This window comes from Streptomyces sp. CB02980 (assembly GCF_014451325.2).
In the GTDB taxonomy this organism is placed as follows: Bacteria; Actinomycetota; Actinomycetes; order Streptomycetales; family Streptomycetaceae; genus Streptomyces.
Genome location: NZ_JACSCH020000003.1, coordinates 117830 through 134616, shown reverse-complemented (window position 1 = coordinate 134616; position 16787 = coordinate 117830). Strand labels below are relative to the sequence as shown.

The 16787-nt window shown below is 73.0% G+C and carries 11 protein-coding genes; all 11 read left to right on the top strand.

Annotated features, from left to right (window positions below):
- Positions 1–9 precede the first annotated feature (9 nt).
- The 11 genes from E0F75_RS07480 to tmk all read left to right on the top strand — a co-directional run bounded on the left by E0F75_RS07480 (position 10) and on the right by tmk (position 16734).
- The gene (locus E0F75_RS07480) at positions 10–468 is read left to right on the top strand and encodes an ATP-binding protein (RefSeq protein WP_187621729.1); all 459 of its coding nucleotides are present in this window, start codon (positions 10–12) and stop codon (positions 466–468) included.
- Positions 469–705: 237 nt separating this feature from the next.
- Complete coding sequence (locus E0F75_RS07475; RefSeq protein ID WP_187621728.1) at positions 706–3015, top strand: sodium-translocating pyrophosphatase; 2310 nt, start codon at positions 706–708, stop codon at positions 3013–3015.
- Positions 3016–3224: 209 nt separating this feature from the next.
- Positions 3225–3938 carry a small secreted protein gene (locus E0F75_RS07470; protein WP_187621727.1) on the top strand — a complete coding sequence of 238 codons (714 nt, stop codon included), beginning with the start codon at positions 3225–3227 and terminating at the stop codon, positions 3936–3938.
- A gap of 215 nt (positions 3939–4153) precedes the next feature.
- Positions 4154–5716 carry a class I SAM-dependent methyltransferase gene (locus tag E0F75_RS07465; RefSeq protein ID WP_187621726.1) on the top strand — a complete coding sequence of 521 codons (1563 nt, stop codon included), beginning with the start codon at positions 4154–4156 and terminating at the stop codon, positions 5714–5716.
- Positions 5713–6717, top strand: coding sequence for a helix-turn-helix transcriptional regulator (locus tag E0F75_RS07460; protein WP_187621725.1), 1005 nt, complete (start codon positions 5713–5715; stop codon positions 6715–6717). Before E0F75_RS07465 ends, E0F75_RS07460 begins: the two co-directional genes overlap by 4 nt.
- Positions 6718–6845: 128 nt before the next feature.
- On the top strand, positions 6846–7847 hold the full coding sequence (locus E0F75_RS07455; protein WP_187621724.1) for an ABC transporter ATP-binding protein: 1002 nt from the start codon (positions 6846–6848) through the stop codon (positions 7845–7847).
- Positions 7844–8638: an ABC transporter permease gene (locus E0F75_RS07450; protein ID WP_187621723.1), complete on the top strand. Its 795-nt coding sequence runs from the start codon at positions 7844–7846 to the stop codon at positions 8636–8638. The genes E0F75_RS07455 and E0F75_RS07450 overlap by 4 nt, the downstream gene beginning before the upstream one ends.
- Positions 8639–8802: 164 nt before the next feature.
- Entirely contained in the window at positions 8803–9594 is a 792-nt protein-coding gene (locus tag E0F75_RS07445) for an ABC transporter permease (protein WP_187621722.1), read from the top strand.
- Between the two features lie 194 nt (positions 9595–9788).
- A complete protein-coding gene (locus tag E0F75_RS07440) occupies positions 9789–9986 on the top strand; it encodes a hypothetical protein (protein WP_187621721.1) in 198 nt (65 codons plus the stop codon).
- Between the two features lie 281 nt (positions 9987–10267).
- Complete coding sequence (gene topA, locus E0F75_RS07435) at positions 10268–13111, top strand: type I DNA topoisomerase (protein WP_187621720.1); 2844 nt, start codon at positions 10268–10270, stop codon at positions 13109–13111.
- 146 nt (positions 13112–13257) lie between these two features.
- On the top strand, positions 13258–16734 hold the full coding sequence (tmk, locus tag E0F75_RS07430; protein ID WP_187621719.1) for a dTMP kinase: 3477 nt from the start codon (positions 13258–13260) through the stop codon (positions 16732–16734).
- Positions 16735–16787 lie beyond the last annotated feature (53 nt).

Genomic DNA, 16787 nt, shown 5'->3' with positions numbered 1-16787 from the left:
GGGGTTCGTATGGCCACCGTTGAACTCCGCTTCAGCGCTCAGCCCGAGCACGTCCGTACGGCCCGCCTGGTGGCGGCCGCGGTCGCGCGCCGGGCCGGGGTGGACGAGGCGGTCCTCGACGAGGTGCGGCTCGCCGTCGGCGAGGCGTGTTCGCGTGCCGTCGGGCTGCACCGCAGCAACGACGTGACGACGCCCATCAGGGTCGTGCTGACCGAGGAGGAGAAGACGTTCTCCATCGAGGTCGGCGACGAGGTCCCGGGTGCCGGGGTCGCGGCGGCCGATGCCGCCGGTGTCCCCGGCGCGCGGGCCGCGGCCCCGGCCGAGGAATTCGACGACGCCGACGGTGAGGACGAGATGGGGCTCGCGGTGATCCGTGGGCTCGTCGACGATGTCGAGGTGAGCGCCGGCGAGGACGGCGGCACCATCCGGATGAGCTGGCCGGTGAGCTCGGCCGACGTCCTGTCCTGACCCGAACGGAGCCACGAAGAGCAACGAGAAGAGGCCCTGCCCCGCAGGGCCTCTTCTCGTTGCGCGGAAACCGGCCGCCGTCCGACCCCCCGCCCCCGACCCCGCCCCGCGGACACCCGCCCCCGACGCGGCCCACCGAACCAGTCCGCCCCGAAACCCGCCCCCTGATTGGTGCATCCGCGCGGGGGTTTCCGGCATCCCCGTACGTGCCGGTTTGTCTCCCTATGATCCGTCCCCATGTACCCCACATCTCTCGCCGCGGCGGTGCTCACGAGCGGGAACCGGACGATCGTGTACGTCGTCGGCGCCGTCGCCCTCGCCGCGCTGGTCGTCGCGCGGCTCCTCGTCCGCCAGGTGCTCAGGGCCGGTGAGGGCACCGAGAGGATGAGGGAGATCGCCGCCGCCGTGCAGGAGGGGGCCAACGCCTACCTCGCGCGGCAGCTGCGGACCCTCGCCGTCTTCGCGGTCGTCGTGTTCTTCCTGCTGATGCTGCTGCCCGCCGACAACTGGTCGCAGCGCGCCGGACGCTCCCTGTTCTTCCTGGTCGGGGCGCTTTTCTCGGTGGTCACCGGGTACATCGGCATGCGGCTCGCCGTACGGGCGAATGTGCGGGTCGCCGCCGCCGCCCGGGAGGCCACCCCGACCGAGGGCGAACCCGAGAAGAACCTGACGGAGGTGGCCCACCGGGCCACCCGGATCGCGTTCCGTACCGGCGGGGTCGTCGGCATGTGCACGGTGGGCCTCGGACTGCTCGGGGCCGTGTGCGTCGTGCTCGTCTACGCCGCCGACGCGCCCAAGGTCCTGGAGGGATTCGGACTCGGCGCCGCGCTCATCGCCATGTTCATGCGCGTGGGCGGCGGCATCTTCACCAAGGCCGCCGACGTCGGCGCCGACCTGGTCGGCAAGCTCGAGCAGGGCATCCCGGAGGACGACCCGCGCAACGCGGCCACCATCGCCGACAACGTGGGCGACAACGTCGGCGACTGCGCGGGCATGGCGGCCGACCTCTTCGAGTCGTACGCCGTCACCCTGGTCGCCGCGCTCATCCTCGGCATGGCGGCCTTCGGCGACTACGGCCTGGCGTTTCCCCTGATCGTGCCCGCGATCGGCGTGATCACCGCGGTGATCGGCATCTTCGCCGTCTCCCCGCGGAGCTCCGACCGCGGCGGGATGAGCGCGATCAACCGCGGATTCCTCGTCTCCGCCGTGATCTCGCTCGCCGGAGTCGCCGTCGCCGCCTTCGTGTACCTGCCCTCCTCCTACGCCGAGCTCGAGGGCGTCACCGAGCCGGGCATCCACGACCACGCCGGTGATCCCCGGGTCCTCGCGCTGGTCGCCGTCGCCCTCGGCATCGTCCTCGCCGCGCTCATCCAGCAGCTCACCGGCTACTTCACGGAGACCAGCCGCCGGCCGGTCAGGGACGTGGGCAAGTCCTCGCTCACCGGCCCCGCGACCGTCGTCCTCGCGGGCGTGGCCCTGGGCATGGAGTCCGCCGTCTACACGGCGCTCCTGATCGGCCTCACCGTGTACGGGGCGTTCCTGCTCGGCGGTTCCTCGATCATGCTCGCGCTGTTCGCGGTCGCACTCGCCGGTACGGGCCTGCTCACCACCGTCGGCGTGATCGTCGCCATGGACACCTTCGGCCCGGTCGCCGACAACGCCCAGGGCATCGCGGAGATGTCCGGGGACGTGCGGGGAGCGGGAGCCCAGGTCCTCACCGATCTGGACGCCGTCGGCAACACGACGAAGGCCATCACCAAGGGCATCGCCATCGCGACCGCCGTCCTCGCGGCCGCGGCGCTGTTCGGCTCGTACCGGGACGCCATCGCCACCTCGGTCGCCGAGGTCGGCGCGAAGGCGAACGAGCTGACCCTCTCGATGGACATCTCCCAGCCCAACAACCTCTTCGGCCTGATCCTCGGCGCGGCGGTCGTGTTCCTCTTCTCGGGGCTCGCGATCAACGCCGTGTCCCGGTCGGCGGGATCGGTGGTCTACGAGGTGCGGCGGCAGTTCCGCGAGCACCCCGGGATCATGAACTTCACCGAGAAGCCCGAGTACGGACGGGTCGTCGACATCTGCACCAAGGACGCGCTGCGCGAACTCGCCACGCCCGGGCTGCTCGCGGTGATGGCCCCGATCGCGGTCGGCTTCGGGCTCGGCGTCGGCGCGCTCGGCGCGTACCTCGCCGGCGCGATCGGCACGGGCGCCCTGATGGCCGTCTTCCTCGCCAACTCCGGTGGCGCCTGGGACAACGCGAAGAAGCTGGTCGAGGACGGGAACCACGGCGGCAAGGGCAGCGAGGCGCACGAGGCGACCGTCATCGGGGACACGGTCGGCGACCCGTTCAAGGACACGGCGGGGCCGGCGATCAACCCGCTCCTGAAGGTGATGAACCTGGTCGCGCTGCTCATCGCCCCGGCGGTCGTGCGGTTCAGCTACGGGGGCGACGCCAGCGCCGGGCTCCGGGCGGCGGTCGCGGGGGTCGCGCTGATCGTCGTCATCGCCGCCGTACGGGTCTCCAAGAGGCGTTCCGTGACGGTGTCCTGACGTGACGTCCGGACGGGTTCCGCGCGTGACGTCCGTACCGGCTCCGTACGTGGTGTCCGTCTCATTCCCGGGCGCGTCGGGGTCGCGTGAGAGGTCTCTCCCTTGGGTCAAAAGACTGCAATACGGGGTGAATCGGTCGCACGAAAGGTGGAAGTAGCCCGTTCGGCGTGTATGTTCCGGGGCCGAGAGCCTTGGAAGGGACCGATCCGGTGAACAAGAAGCTTGCGGCCGCACTGTCCGGCGGCGCGGTACTCGTGCTCGCGCTGTCCGGTTGCAGCGACGACGAGGGCAACAAGGTGGACGACTGGGCGAAGACGTTCTGCGACCAGGCCAAGCCCCAGATCCAGAAGCGGGCCGACGCCCACCAGATCATCATCTCGACGGCCGCCGACAGCAAGCCCGCCGAGATCCAGGCGGCCGACTCGAAGGCGTTCCAGGACATCGCGGACGCCGACCGGGCGATGGCCAAGGCCGTCGAGAGCGCCGGCGCCCCGCCCGTCGAGAACGGCGAGAAGGTCCAGCAGGACGCGATCAAGGAGCTCAACGCGACCGCGTTGGCCTACGAGGGCCTCAAGAAGCAGGTCGACGCGCTGGACCCGACGAACCAGCAGAAGTTCGCGGACGGCCTCCAGGGTGTCGCCGACGGTCTGACCAAGATCGAGAAGATGGACCAGAACGCCCTGTCCAAGCTGGAGGAGGGCGAGCTGGGCCAGGCGATGGCCAAGCAGCCCGGCTGCCAGAAGCCCACGGCCTCGACCCCGCCGAAGGCCGGCGGCTCGGCGTCCCCGAAGCCCGGCTCCACCGCCTCCGGCTCCGCCGACAAGGGCTCGGACTCCTCGGACTCGCCCGACTCCTCCGAGCCCAAGGGGAAGGCCTCGACGAAGCCGGCCAAGAAGACCTCGTCGGCCAAGACCGAGGAGTAGTCCCGCCCGGGGCATCCCGCTCGGGCCGTCCGGTCAGGGCCGTCCGGCCAGGCCGTCCGGCTCGGGCCATCCCGCCCGGGGTGCCCCGCCCGGACCCGGTGGCAGCGGCGATCCGCCATGTGCCGCCGGGGCGACGGCCGTCCTCGGCCGGGTCCGTCGATGCCCGCCGCCGGGTCGGCTGCCCGGTTGTCGGTGGCGGCGGTCACAATGGAGCGGTGAGTACGACCAGCCTGCCTCCCCGCCTCCCGGTGCCCGCGCACGCCGCCCGTCTGCGCGAGACGCTGCTCGCCGCCGACTTCACCGCCGACGGACTCCTCGACCTGCTCGGCGCCCCGGCCTACGCCGCGCTCGCGCGCAGCGAGACCGTGCCCGCGCTGCGCGCCACCCGCGGTGACTCCCCGGTGGAGACCCTCGTCCGGCTCTTCCTGCTCCAGCAGGGCGTCGGGCACGAGCGGGCCGCCGCCGCGCTCCCGCTCGACGAGGCCCTCACCGACGGCTGGGTGGTCCGCGAGGACGACACCGTCTCCGCCACGGTCGACATCCGGCCGTACGGCGGGCCCGACGGCGAGGACTGGTTCATCGTCTCCGACCTGGGCTGCGCCGTCGGCGGAGCCGGCGGGATCGGGAAGAAGGACGAAGGGGTCGTCCTCGGCGTCGGCGGTGCCTCCACCACCCTCGCCGGGATCACGGTCCGTACGCCGGTGTCCTCCGCGCTCGACCTCGGCACCGGCTCCGGCATCCAGGCGCTGCACGCCGCCCAGCACGCCACCCTGGTCACGGCCACCGACCTCAACCCGCGCGCCCTGGACTTCACGCGGCTCACCCTCGCGCTCTCCGGGGCCCGGGAGGCCGAGTTGCTGACCGGCTCGCTCTTCGAGCCGGTCGACGGGGACAGGTACGACCTGATCGTCTCCAACCCGCCGTTCGTGATCTCCCCCGGCGCCCGGCTCACCTACCGGGACGGCGGGATGGGCGGCGACGACCTGTGCCGCACGCTCGTGCAGCAGGCGGGAGACCGGCTCAACGACGGCGGATACGCCCAGTTCCTCGCCAACTGGCAGCACGTCGAGGGCGAGGAGTGGCAGGACCGGCTGCGGTCCTGGGTGCCCGCGGGCTGCGACGCCTGGATCGTGCAGCGCGAGGTCCAGGACATCACCCAGTACGCCGAGCTGTGGCTGCGCGACAGCGGTGACCACCGCGGCGACCCGGAGGCGTACGGCGAGGCGTACGGGCGCTGGCTCGACGAGTTCGAGGCCCGCAAGACGCGCGCGGTGGGCTTCGGCTGGATCACGATCCGGCGGAACGAGGCCGTGGCGTCCGGCGCCGTCGAGCCGTCGATCGTGGCCGAGGAGTGGCCGCACCCCGTCGAGCAGCCGCTCGGCCCCACCGTCCTCGCCCACTTCGAGCGCCAGGACTATCTCCGCTCCCACGACGACGCGGCCCTCCTCGCCGACCGGTTCGCGCTCGCGCCCGAGGTCGTGCAGGAGCAGGTCGGACTCCCCGGCGCCGAGGACCCGGAGCACGTCGTGCTCCGGCAGAACCGGGGCATGCGCCGTGCCACCCGGGTCGATCACGTCGGCGCCGGGTTCGCCGGGGTCTGCGACGGCACCCTCAGCGCGGGCCGCATCCTCGACGCGATCGGGCAGCTGATGGGCGAGGACCCGGTGATACTGCGGGACCGCACCCCGCAGGCGATCCGGCTGCTCGTGGAGGAGGGCTTCCTGCTGCCCGTCGGGGACGGGGACGGCGCGCCGGCCGCGGGAGGGGACGGCGCTTGATACGGATCGAGCTGGACGAGGTCTCGCTCGGGTCGACCCGGATCGCGATCAGCCCGCTGCGGGACGCGTTCTGCTCGATGCACCTCGCGCTGCCGCGCCGCCACCCCTCCTGGCCGTACCAGGAGTGGGTCGGGCAGGCACGGGAGGTGTGGCGCGAGGACGACCGGCTCCGGCCGCTGTGGGACCTGTTCGCCGACGGACGGTACGTGGTCTCCGACTTCCTGCTGCCCCGGCCGTTCGGCACGGTCCACGTCCACGAGGAGCTCGCCGCGCTGCGGGCCACCGACCCGGAGTTCGTCCGCGCCCAGGTGGCCGTCTGCTACCCCGGCATGGCCGACGCGCCCTTCGTGCAGCCCTATCTGAAGGACCCGGAGGCCGCTTGCGCGGCGCTCGCCGACGCGTACGCGGCCTACTGGGAGGGCGCGATCGAGCCGTACTGGCCGACGATGCGACGGCTCGTCGAGGACGAAGTGCTCGTCCGGGCCAGGACGTTCGCGACCGAGGGCGTCGACGCGCTGTTCACCGGCCTGGAGGCCCGGGGACGGTGGCAGCCGCCCGTACTCGAACTGACCAAGCACATCGACGCGGAGTACGCGCCGGGCGAGCGGCGTCTCGTCCTCGTGCCGCTGGTCTTCGCCGAGGGCTGCCGGCTGTACTCGACGGACGACCCCGAGGTGTTCGCGCTCAGCTTCCAGGCCCGGGGCGCCGGCGCCCTGCGCGAACCGCCCGAGCCCGTCGCCGAGGACCGGCTCGGGCTGATGCTCGGCCGCGGCCGGGCGGCGGTCCTGCGCGAGCTGGGCGGGCCGCTGACCACGGCGGGCCTCGCCGACCGCCTCGGCCTCGCGCCCAGCACGGTCTCCGAGCACCTGTCGGTGCTCGCGGAGGCGGGTGTCGTGACCCGCCACCGGGTCGGACGCTCGGTGTACTACCAGCTGACGGACACCGGCCGTTCGCTGCTGGCGCTGCTCGCCGGGGAGGGCGTCCTCGCGGCCGTGGCCTGAAGCCAGGCCGGTCCTACGACAGGCCGGCCCGACGCGAAGCCGTGGCCCGACGGCCGGCCGTGGCCTGACGATTCGGGGCGTTCCGAATCGATGGCCGCGCCCCTCCCCGGGCTCCTACCGTCCGGCGCATGCTCGCAATCGAGGCGGACGCGCTGCGCCGCACCTTCACCGGCAGGACCGGGTGGCCGAAGTCCCGGCGGACCGAGACCGAGGCCGTCCGCGGCGTCACGTTCGACGTGGCGCCCGGGGAGCTGTTCGGGCTCCTCGGGCCCAACGGCGCCGGGAAGACCACCACCATCAAGATGCTCAACACCCTGCTCCTGCCGACCTCCGGCACGGCCCGGGTGTTCGGCCACGACGTCGCCCGCGACCCCGTCGCCGTACGCCGCAGGATCGGGTACGTCTTCGGCGGCGACCGGGGCCTGTACGACCGGCTCTCCGCGCTCGACAACCTCCGCTACTTCGCCGAGCTGTACGCCGTCCCCGCCCGCGAGCAGAAGCGCCGCATCGCCGAACTCCTGGACCTGGTGGGGCTCCTGGGCCGGGAGAAGGAGCGCGTCGAGGGCTACTCGCGCGGCATGCGGCAGCGCCTCCACATCGCCCGCGGGCTGCTCCACCGCCCCGACGTCCTCTTCCTCGACGAGCCGTCCATCGGCGTCGACCCCGTCGCCGCCCGCGACCTTCGCCGCACGGTCGCCGACCTGGCCGCCGCCGGGACGACCGTCCTGCTCACCACCCACTACATGGCCGAGGCGGACGAGCTCTGCGACCGGATCGCCGTCATCGCGGGCGGCCGGATCCGCGCCCTCGGCACCCCCGACAGCCTCAAGTCCCGCGTACGGGACCGGGATGTGCTGGAGATCGAGGCGTACGGAGTCGACGACGAGCGGCTCGACAGGCTGCGGCGGGTGCCGGGCGTGCGGGGCGTGTCCGCCGAGGACCGGGGCGCGCTGCAGACCGTGACCGTGCAGACCGGACGGGGGGCCGCCGAACTCCACGGACCGGTCCTCGCCGCGCTCGACGGCGTACGGATCGGCCGGGTCACCAGCCGCGAACCGTCCCTGGAGGACGCCTACATCGCGATCGTGGAGGACACGGCGGGCGCCGCGAAGGAGGTGACGCCGGTATGAGCGGCCGTACCGTCGACCCGCGGCGCGTCCCGCGGCTGATCCTCGTCGGAGTCCGTACGCACGTCTCGTACATGTCGCGCTCCCCGATCGAGATCACCTTCGCCGTGCTCGTCCCCCTCGTCTACGCGACCCTCGCCGTCTATCTGTTCCGCGCCGCGGGGGACCCCGACCGGCTGCTGACCGCCTCCGTCGGGGCCGGACTCATGGGCATCTGGGGCTCGGTGCTCTTCGGTTCGGGCGGCGCGGTGCAGAACCAGCGCTGGCTCGGCACCCTGGAGACCCTCGTCGTCGCGCCGACGCCGCTCGCGCTCGTCCTGCTCCCGATCACCCTGGCGACCGCCGTCATCGGCACGTACGCGATGGGCGCGACCGTCCTGTGGGGCGTCCTGCTCTTCGACGTGCCCCTGGACTTCGCGCACCCGCTGCTCTTCCTGATCGCGGTACCGGTCTGCGTCCTCGCGCTCGGCATGACCGGGCTGCTGCTCGCCGCCACGTTCGTCCTGCTGCGCAACGCCAACGCGCTCGCCAACCCGCTCGACACCCCCGTCTGGCTGCTCTCCGGGCTGCTCGTGCCCGTCACCGTGCTGCCCGCCTGGACCCATCCGGTCTCCTGGGCCCTGCCCACGACCTGGGGCGCGCGGGCCGTGCACGCGGCGACCTCAGGCGGCGACGTGCTCACCCCGCTGGCGGCCGCCGCCGCGCTCGGCGCCGGGTACGCCCTGGCCGCCGTCCTCGTCCTCGGGCGGGTGGAGCGCCGGGCGCGCGCCGCCGCGACCCTCGCCCTCACGTGAGACCGACGAGCACCCGCACCCGGCCGACGGCCCGTCACCCGCCCGACGAGAACCCCCACCCGACCGACGGCCCGTCACCCGACCGACGAGCACCCGCACCCGGCCGACGGCCCGTCACCCGACCGACGAGAACCCTCACCCGACCTTCGAGAGGCACGACAACCATGTTCCGTTTCCTCGGCACCGCGCGGCTCGTCGTCGTCGGCGGGGCGATCTCCTACCGGGCCCTCTTCAACTGGACGACCCCGCCGATGTTCATCGGAACCCTGCTGGTCGGGCCGCTTCTCCAGGTCTTCTTCTTCGTCTTTCTGGGGCGTGAACTGGGGGTCGCCGACGACCGTTTCCACCTCGTGGGGAACGCCGTCCTCGCGGCTTCCGCCTCCTGCGTGTACGGCGGCACGATGGCCGTCGCCAACGAGCGCCGGTACGGCACGCTCGGCGCGGTCCTGCTCTCGCCCCGGCACCGGGTCCCGCTGTGGATCGGGCGCGCCCTGCCGTACGTGCTCAACGGGCTGTTCGTCAGCGCCTTCGTGCTCACCGCCGCCTCGCTCGTCCTCGGGCTGCCCGTGCCGGCCGGGGCGCTGCCCGGTCTCGGCCTCGTCCTGCTCGTCGCGGCCGGCGCCTGCTCGGCGTTCGGGCTCGCGCTCGGCGCGCTCGGACTCCGCTTCCGGGATGTGTTCCTGGTGTCGAACGTGGCCAGTTCCGTACTGCTCCTGCTGACCGGCGCGGCCGTACCGCGGGAGACGCTGCCGGAGTGGATGCGGGCCGCCGGTGAGCTGCTGCCGCTCACGCACGCGGCGGACGCGGCGCGCGGGCTGACCGCCGGCGGCGGTCTCGACGGCGCGCTGCTCGGGGCCGAGCTCGCCGTGGGCGCCGGCTGGGGGCTACTCGCCGTCGTCCTGCTCGGTGTCTTCGAGCGGGGCAGCCGCCGCCGGGCCACCCTCGACACGATGTGACAGAAGAGACGGGCAAGCCGGCCGAGCCGGGCGAGAACTGCGAGAAGTGACGAGTGGGTCACTACCGGCCATCTTCGTGAAACCGTACGGGATGCTCCGCGTCGTTCACCCGGAATTCGCACCTACGACGCCGGGAGGTGTCAGCCTCGGCGGCGGGAGACCAACACCGCACGTGAACGGAACGGGGTACGGGCATGGAGAGCGGGCCGGCGATCTTCGCGGGGGCGGCGTTCACGCTGTTCGGAGGCGCGCTGCTGCTGTGGACCACCGTGCGGACACTGCACCGTGAGCCCGTCGCCCACGGGGTCGCCCCGCGGGCCGCCGTCGCGCTGACGAGCCTCTTCGGCCTCGCCTCCCTCGCCCTCGGCATCTGGTGCTTCGGCCGCGTCTGACGCCTCCCCGACCCCCTCCCGACCCCTTCCCCGAGCCCTTTCTGATCCTTCCCCGAGCCCCTCCCGATCCTTTCGCGCCCCGCCCGACCGGGAGTCCGGGCGGCAGGAATGCCAGGACTCGGGTTACCGTTCGAGTGGCCGTTGCGGGCTTTCGCCGTTTGACACGGGGGCGGGTTGTACCGTCACACTCCGCAGCGACGGGAGCGTCACCGTCCGTGCCGCTGCCGTGCGTGCCAGCGCCGTACGTGCCAGAGAGTGTCGATCCGGAGAGAAGAGCGAAGTTGTCCCCGACCAGCGAAGCCGCACACGGCGGCCGCCGACTCGTCATCGTCGAGTCGCCTGCCAAGGCGAAGACGATCAAGGGCTACCTCGGCCCCGGCTACGTCGTCGAGGCGAGCGTCGGGCACATCCGAGACCTCCCCAGCGGCGCCGCCGAGGTGCCCGAGAAGTACACCGGTGAGGTGCGCCGCCTCGGCGTCGACGTCGAGCACGACTTCCAGCCCATCTATGTCGTCAATGCCGACAAGAAGGCGCAGGTCAGGAAGCTCAAGGAGCTCCTCGCCGAATCCGACGAGCTCTTCCTCGCCACCGATGAGGACCGCGAGGGCGAGGCCATCGCGTGGCACCTCCAGGAAGTCCTGAAGCCCAAGGTCCCGGTCCACCGGATGGTCTTCCACGAGATCACCAAGGACGCGATCCGCGAGGCCGTCGCCAACCCGCGCGAGCTGAACCAGCGCATGGTCGACGCCCAGGAGACCCGCCGAATCCTCGACCGCCTCTACGGCTACGAGGTCTCGCCGGTCCTGTGGAAGAAGGTCATGCCGAAGCTGTCGGCGGGCCGCGTCCAGTCGGTGGCCACCCGCCTCGTCGTCGAGCGGGAGCGCGAGCGCATCGCCTTCCGTTCCGCCGAGTACTGGGACCTCACCGGCACCTTCGCCACCGGCCGCACCGGTGACTCCTCCGACCCTTCGCAGCTGGTCGCGCGCCTCGCGGCGGTCGACGGCAAGCGGGTCGCGCAGGGCCGTGACTTCGGTGCCGACGGCCGGCTGAAGAGCGAGAGCGTCCTCCACCTGGACGAGACGAACGCCCGCGCCCTGGCCGCCGCGCTCGCCGACACCGCGTTCGCGGTGCGCTCGGTCGAGTCGAAGCCGTACCGCCGCTCCCCGTACGCCCCCTTCCGCACCACCACCCTCCAGCAGGAGGCGAGCCGCAAGCTGGGCTTCGGTGCGAAGGCGACCATGCAGGTGGCGCAGAAGCTGTACGAAAACGGCTTCATCACCTACATGCGTACGGACTCCACGATCCTCTCCGACACCGCCGTCTCGGCGGCGCGGGCGCAGGTCACGCAGCTCTACGGCGCCGACTACCTGCCGGAGAAGCCGCGCGTCTACGCGGGCAAGGTCAAGAACGCGCAGGAGGCGCACGAGGCGATTCGCCCTTCGGGTGATCGTTTCCGCACCCCGGCGGAGACCGGTCTGACCGGCGACCAGTTCCGGCTGTACGAGCTCATCTGGAAGCGGACCGTCGCCTCCCAGATGAAGGACGCCACCGGAAACTCGGTCACCGTGAAGATCGGCGGCCGGGCCGCCGACGGCCGTGACGCCGAGTTCAGCGCCTCCGGCAAGACGATCACCTTCCACGGCTTCATGAAGGCGTACGTCGAAGGCGCCGACGACCCGAACGCGGAGCTCGACGACCGCGAGCGGCGCCTGCCGCAGGTCGCCCAGGGCGACGCGCTGACCGCCGACGAGATCACCGTGGACGGCCACGCGACCAAGCCGCCGGCCCGCTACACCGAGGCCTCGCTGGTCAAGGAGCTGGAAGAGCGCGAGATCGGCCGCCCGTCGACGTACGCGTCGATCATCGGCACGATCCTCGACCGCGGCTACGTCTTCAAGAAGGGCACGGCCCTCGTGCCGTCCTTCCTGAGCTTCGCCGTCGTCAACCTCCTGGAGACGCACTTCGGGCGGCTCGTCGACTACGACTTCACCGCCCGGATGGAGGACGACCTCGACCGCATCGCCCGCGGCGAGGCCAAGTCCGTGCCGTGGCTGAAGCGCTTCTACTTCGGTGAGACCGAGGGCGGTACGGCCGCCGCCGGCGGTGCGGCGGACGCCGGCAACGGCGACGGGGACCACCTCGGCGGCCTCAAGGAGCTCGTCACCGACCTCGGCGCGATCGACGCGCGGGAGATCTCGTCCTTCCCCGTCGGCAACGACATCGTGCTCCGCGTCGGCCGCTACGGCCCGTACGTCGAGCGCGGCGAGAAGGAGGCCGAGGGCCACCAGCGCGCCGACGTCCCCGAGGAACTCGCACCCGACGAGCTGACCGTCGAGCTCGCCGAGGAGCTGCTCGCCAAGCCGAGCGGCGACTTCGAGCTGGGCGCCGACCCGGTCAGCGGCAACCAGATCGTCGCGAAGGACGGCCGCTACGGCCCGTACGTCACGGAGATCCTGCCCGAGGGCACCCCGAAGACCGGCAAGAACGCGGTGAAGCCGCGCACGGCCTCCCTCTTCAAGTCGATGTCCCTCGACACCGTCACCCTGGAGGACGCGCTCCGGCTGATGTCCCTGCCCAGGGTCGTCGGCGCGGACGCCGAGGGCGTCGAGATCACCGCGCAGAACGGCCGTTACGGCCCGTACCTGAAGAAGGGCACGGACTCGCGGTCGCTCACCGAGGAGGATCAGCTCTTCTCGATCACCCTCGAAGAGGCGCTCGCGATCTACGCCCAGCCGAAGCAGCGGGGCCGGGCCGCGGCCAAGCCGCCGCTGAAGGAGCTGGGCACCGACCCGGTCAGCGAGAAGCCCGTGGTCGTCAAGGACGGGCGCTTCGGCCCGTACGTGACGGACGGCGAGACCAACGCCACCCTGCGGACCGACGACAGCGTGGAGACGATCACGCCGGAGCGCGGTTACGAGCTGCTCGCGGAGAAGCGGGCCAAGGGACCGGCGAAGAAGACCGCCAAGAAGGCCCCGGCCAAGAAGGCGACCACCGCGAAGAAGACCGCGACGAAGGCCGCGGCGAAGAAGACCACGACGGCCGCGAAGAAGACGGCCGCGAAGAAGACGACGACGGCCAAGAAGACGACCGCCGCGAAGAAGACGGCGGCGGCGAAGCCGGAGTAGTCGAACCGGGAACGAACGGTTCCGACGGGGGTGGAGGCAGCTGCCTCCACCCCCGTCCTCCGTTCTCCTGTTCGTCCTGTCACAGGCTCGTCCGGATGTTCGGGCGGAGGCCGCGGGGAGCAAGGCCGTCCGGATAGGGTGGACGGATGACGCGAGCAGAGCAGCCAGACCGCCTCGGCGATTCCGACGCCGCACTCGTCGCGGATTCCAGGGAGCGTGCCGTACGCGCCCTCTTGCGCCATCAGCCGCTGCGCAGGTTGTGGAGCGCCCACTTCGTCGGCAGCACCGGCGACGCGCTCGCCCTGCTCGTGCTCGTCCTCCTCGGCCTCCAGGCCGCCGTGACCGAGGGCGCGCTCGGCGGGGGTGAACGGGGCGCCGCGTTCGCCGTGGCCGCCGTCGTGGGCGCCCGGCTGCTCGCCTCGGTCCTCTTCGGAGCCGTCCTTCTCGGCCCGCTGACCGCGCTCACCGGACCCGGCGGCATGCTCGACCGGCGCTGGACCATGATCGGCGCCGACGGCGTCCGGATCGCGCTGCTCGTCATCGCACCGCTGTGGATCGACTGGACCCCCGGCAGCGCCCTCTGGTACCTGCTCGGCACCGTCTTCGTCACCGGTGCGGCCGAGCGGCTCTGGACGATCAGCCGCGAGGGCGCCGCGCCCGCGCTGCTGCCCGCCCCGCCGATCGAGGGCGGGGCCGTACGACCGCTGCCCGACCACCTCGGTTCGCTGCGCCGGCTCTCCCAGCGCACCGCCTTCCTCGCCGTCCCCGCCGCGGCCGCCGTCCTGCTCGTCGCCACCCTGATCGGCAACCTGCTCGGCGCCGGAATCGACTGGTTCTCACTGCACCAGGCCGCCCTCGGCTCGTACGTCGCCGCCGGTCTGTTCGCCGCCTCCGTCACCGTCCTGTACGCGATGGCGCTGCCCGGCGGGGACACCCCCCGGCCCCGCTCGCCCCTGGAGGGGCTGCGCCGGCCGACCGAGAAGGGCGCCGACAAGGGCGCCGAGGGGAGCGTCGAGAAGGGCCGTACCGGAGCCCTCTCGCTGCTCGTCCTGACCTGCGCCACCGTCGCCGGAGCCATCGCCGCGGCCGCGTCCGTCGCCGTACTCCACGCCTACGACCTGGGCGGCGGGCCCGTCACGTACGCGCTGCTCGTCCTCGCCCTCAGCGGCGCCACCGCCGTCGGCATCCGCACCGCCCGTTCGGTCCTGCCCGTCCTGTCCCGGCGCCGGCTGCTCGCGCTCGCGACCGCCGTCACCGGGGTCGCGCTGATCGCGATGGGCCTGGTGCCGGACACGGCGACCGTGCTGCTCCTCTCCGTCCTCGCCGGATACGCCGCCGGAGTCGCCGCGAACATCGGGCACACCCTCGTCGACCAGGAGACCGAGGAGCCCCGCAGGGCCCGCACCACCGAGCACCTCCAGGCCACCGCCCGCGTCGGCATGGCGATCGGCGCGCTCGCCGCGCCGCTGCTCGCGGCCGCGATCGGACCGCACCGGCTCGCCTCCGACTCGGGGACCTTCCTCTTCGAGCACGGCGGCGCCGCCTTCACGCTCGCCCTGATCGGCGCCCTGCTGCTGCCGGTCGCCGCGCTCGTCCTCGCGAAGACCGACGACCGGGCGGGCGTCCCGCTCCGCCGCGACCTGCGCGACGCGCTGCGCGGCTCCGACCCGGTGCAGGCGCCCTCCCCTACCGGCTTCTTCATCGCCCTGGAGGGCGGCGACGGCGCCGGCAAGTCCACCCAGGTCCAGGCGCTCGCCGAGTGGATCCGGGCCAAGGGCCACGAGGTCGTCGTCACCCGCGAGCCCGGCGCCACCCCGATCGGCAAGCGCCTCCGCTCGATCCTCCTCGACGTGTCGTCGGCCGGGCTCTCGAACCGCGCCGAGGCCCTGCTGTACGCGGCCGACCGCGCCGAGCACGTCGACTCCCTGGTCCGGCCGGCTCTGGAGCGGGGCGCGATCGTCCTCTCCGACCGGTACATCGACTCGTCCGTCGCCTACCAGGGCGCGGGCCGCGACCTCTCCCCGACCGAGATCGCCCGTATCTCGCGCTGGGCGACCGACGGGCTCGTCCCGCACCTGACCGTGGTCCTCGACGTCTCCCCGGAGACCGCGAGGGAACGGTTCACCGAGGCGCCCGACCGCCTGGAGTCCGAGCCGCCGGAGTTCCACGCGCGCGTACGGGCCGGATTCCTCGCCCTCGCGGCCGCCGACCCCAGCCGCTACCTCGTCGTCGACGCCGGGCAGGAGCCCGAGGCCGTCACCACCGTCGTACGCCACCGGCTCGACCGGATGCTGCCGCTCTCCGAGGCCGAGGTGAAGGCCGTCGAGGAGGCCCGCCGGAAGGCCGAGGAGGAGGCGCGCCGCCGCGCCGAGGAGGAAGCCGCCCGCAAGGCCGAGGAGGAGCGACTGGAGCGCGAGCGCCAGGAGCAGCTCGCCAAGCTCCGCGCCGAGGAGGAGGAGCGCAAGCGGCGCGAGGAGGAAGAGGCGCGCCGCCTGGAGGCCGAGCGTCAGGCGGAGGAGGCCCGGCGCAAGGCCGAGGAGGCCCGCCTCGCGGCCGAGGAGGAGCGCAGGCGCCTCGCGGCCGAGGAGAAGGCCCGCAAGGAGGAAGAGGAGCGGCTCCGCAAGGAGGCCGAGGAGGAGGCCCGGCTGCGGGCCGAGGCGGAGGAACGCCGCCTGGAGAAGCAGCGCAAGGCGGAGGAGGCCCTGCTCCGCGCCGAGGAGGCCCGCCGGATGGCCGAGGCCGCGGCTGCCGCGAAGGCGGCGGAGGAGGCCGCGGCGAAGGCTGCCGCCGAGAAGACCGCGGCCGAGGCGGTGGCCAAGGCCGCGGCGGAGCGCGCCGCGGCCGAGCGTGCCGCCGCGGAAGCCGCCGCCGCCCTCCGTGCGGAGGCGGCCAAGGCCACCGCCGAACGGGCCGCCGCCGAGAAGAAGGCGGCGGCGGAGGCGAAGGCCGCCGCCGACGCGAAGGCCGCGCGGGAGAGGGCCGAGGCGGAGGCGAACGCCGCCGCCGAGCGGGCCGCGCGTGCCGCCGAGGCCGCGGCCGTCGAGCTCTCGGCCAACGAGGTCACCCAGGCGACCCCGATCGTGAAGCCGGATCCGCGGATCGCGAAGCCGAGCACGACGCAGGCGCGGACGTCGGGCGGGGCGCGGGCCGGAACGTCCGCCGGTGCGCGGGAAGCGAAGCCGGCCGCCGAGCCGGCCGCGCCGACCGTCTCGCCCGAAGAGGTCACCGTCGCCACACCGATCGTGAGGATCACGAAGCCGGAGGCGGAGACGAGCGTCCTGCCCCGGATCGGCGAGGAGCGCGCCGCCGATGAGACCGCCGTCCTGCCTCCCGTACGGGACACCGAGTCGACCGCCGTGCTGCCTTCCGTCCGGGACATCCCGGCGTCCGACCCGGTCGACCGGGTGCCGCAGGGCATCTTCCGGGACGCCGGGCCCGCCCGGCAGCAGCCGCAGGGGGAGAACGACCGGACCCGCGAGCTGCCCCAGCTCGACGAGAACGGCCGGCCCCGCCGCCGCTCCGACTGGGCGGAGGAGACCCCGCTCGACGATCTGCCGACGCTCGCGGACGAGCTGTTCGGCCCGCACGACGACGAGGACGAGGGCCCGCGGCGCCGCCGCTGATCCTCTCCCCCCCCTGCTTGGGGGTGGAGCTAGCTCCACCCCCAACCGGGAAG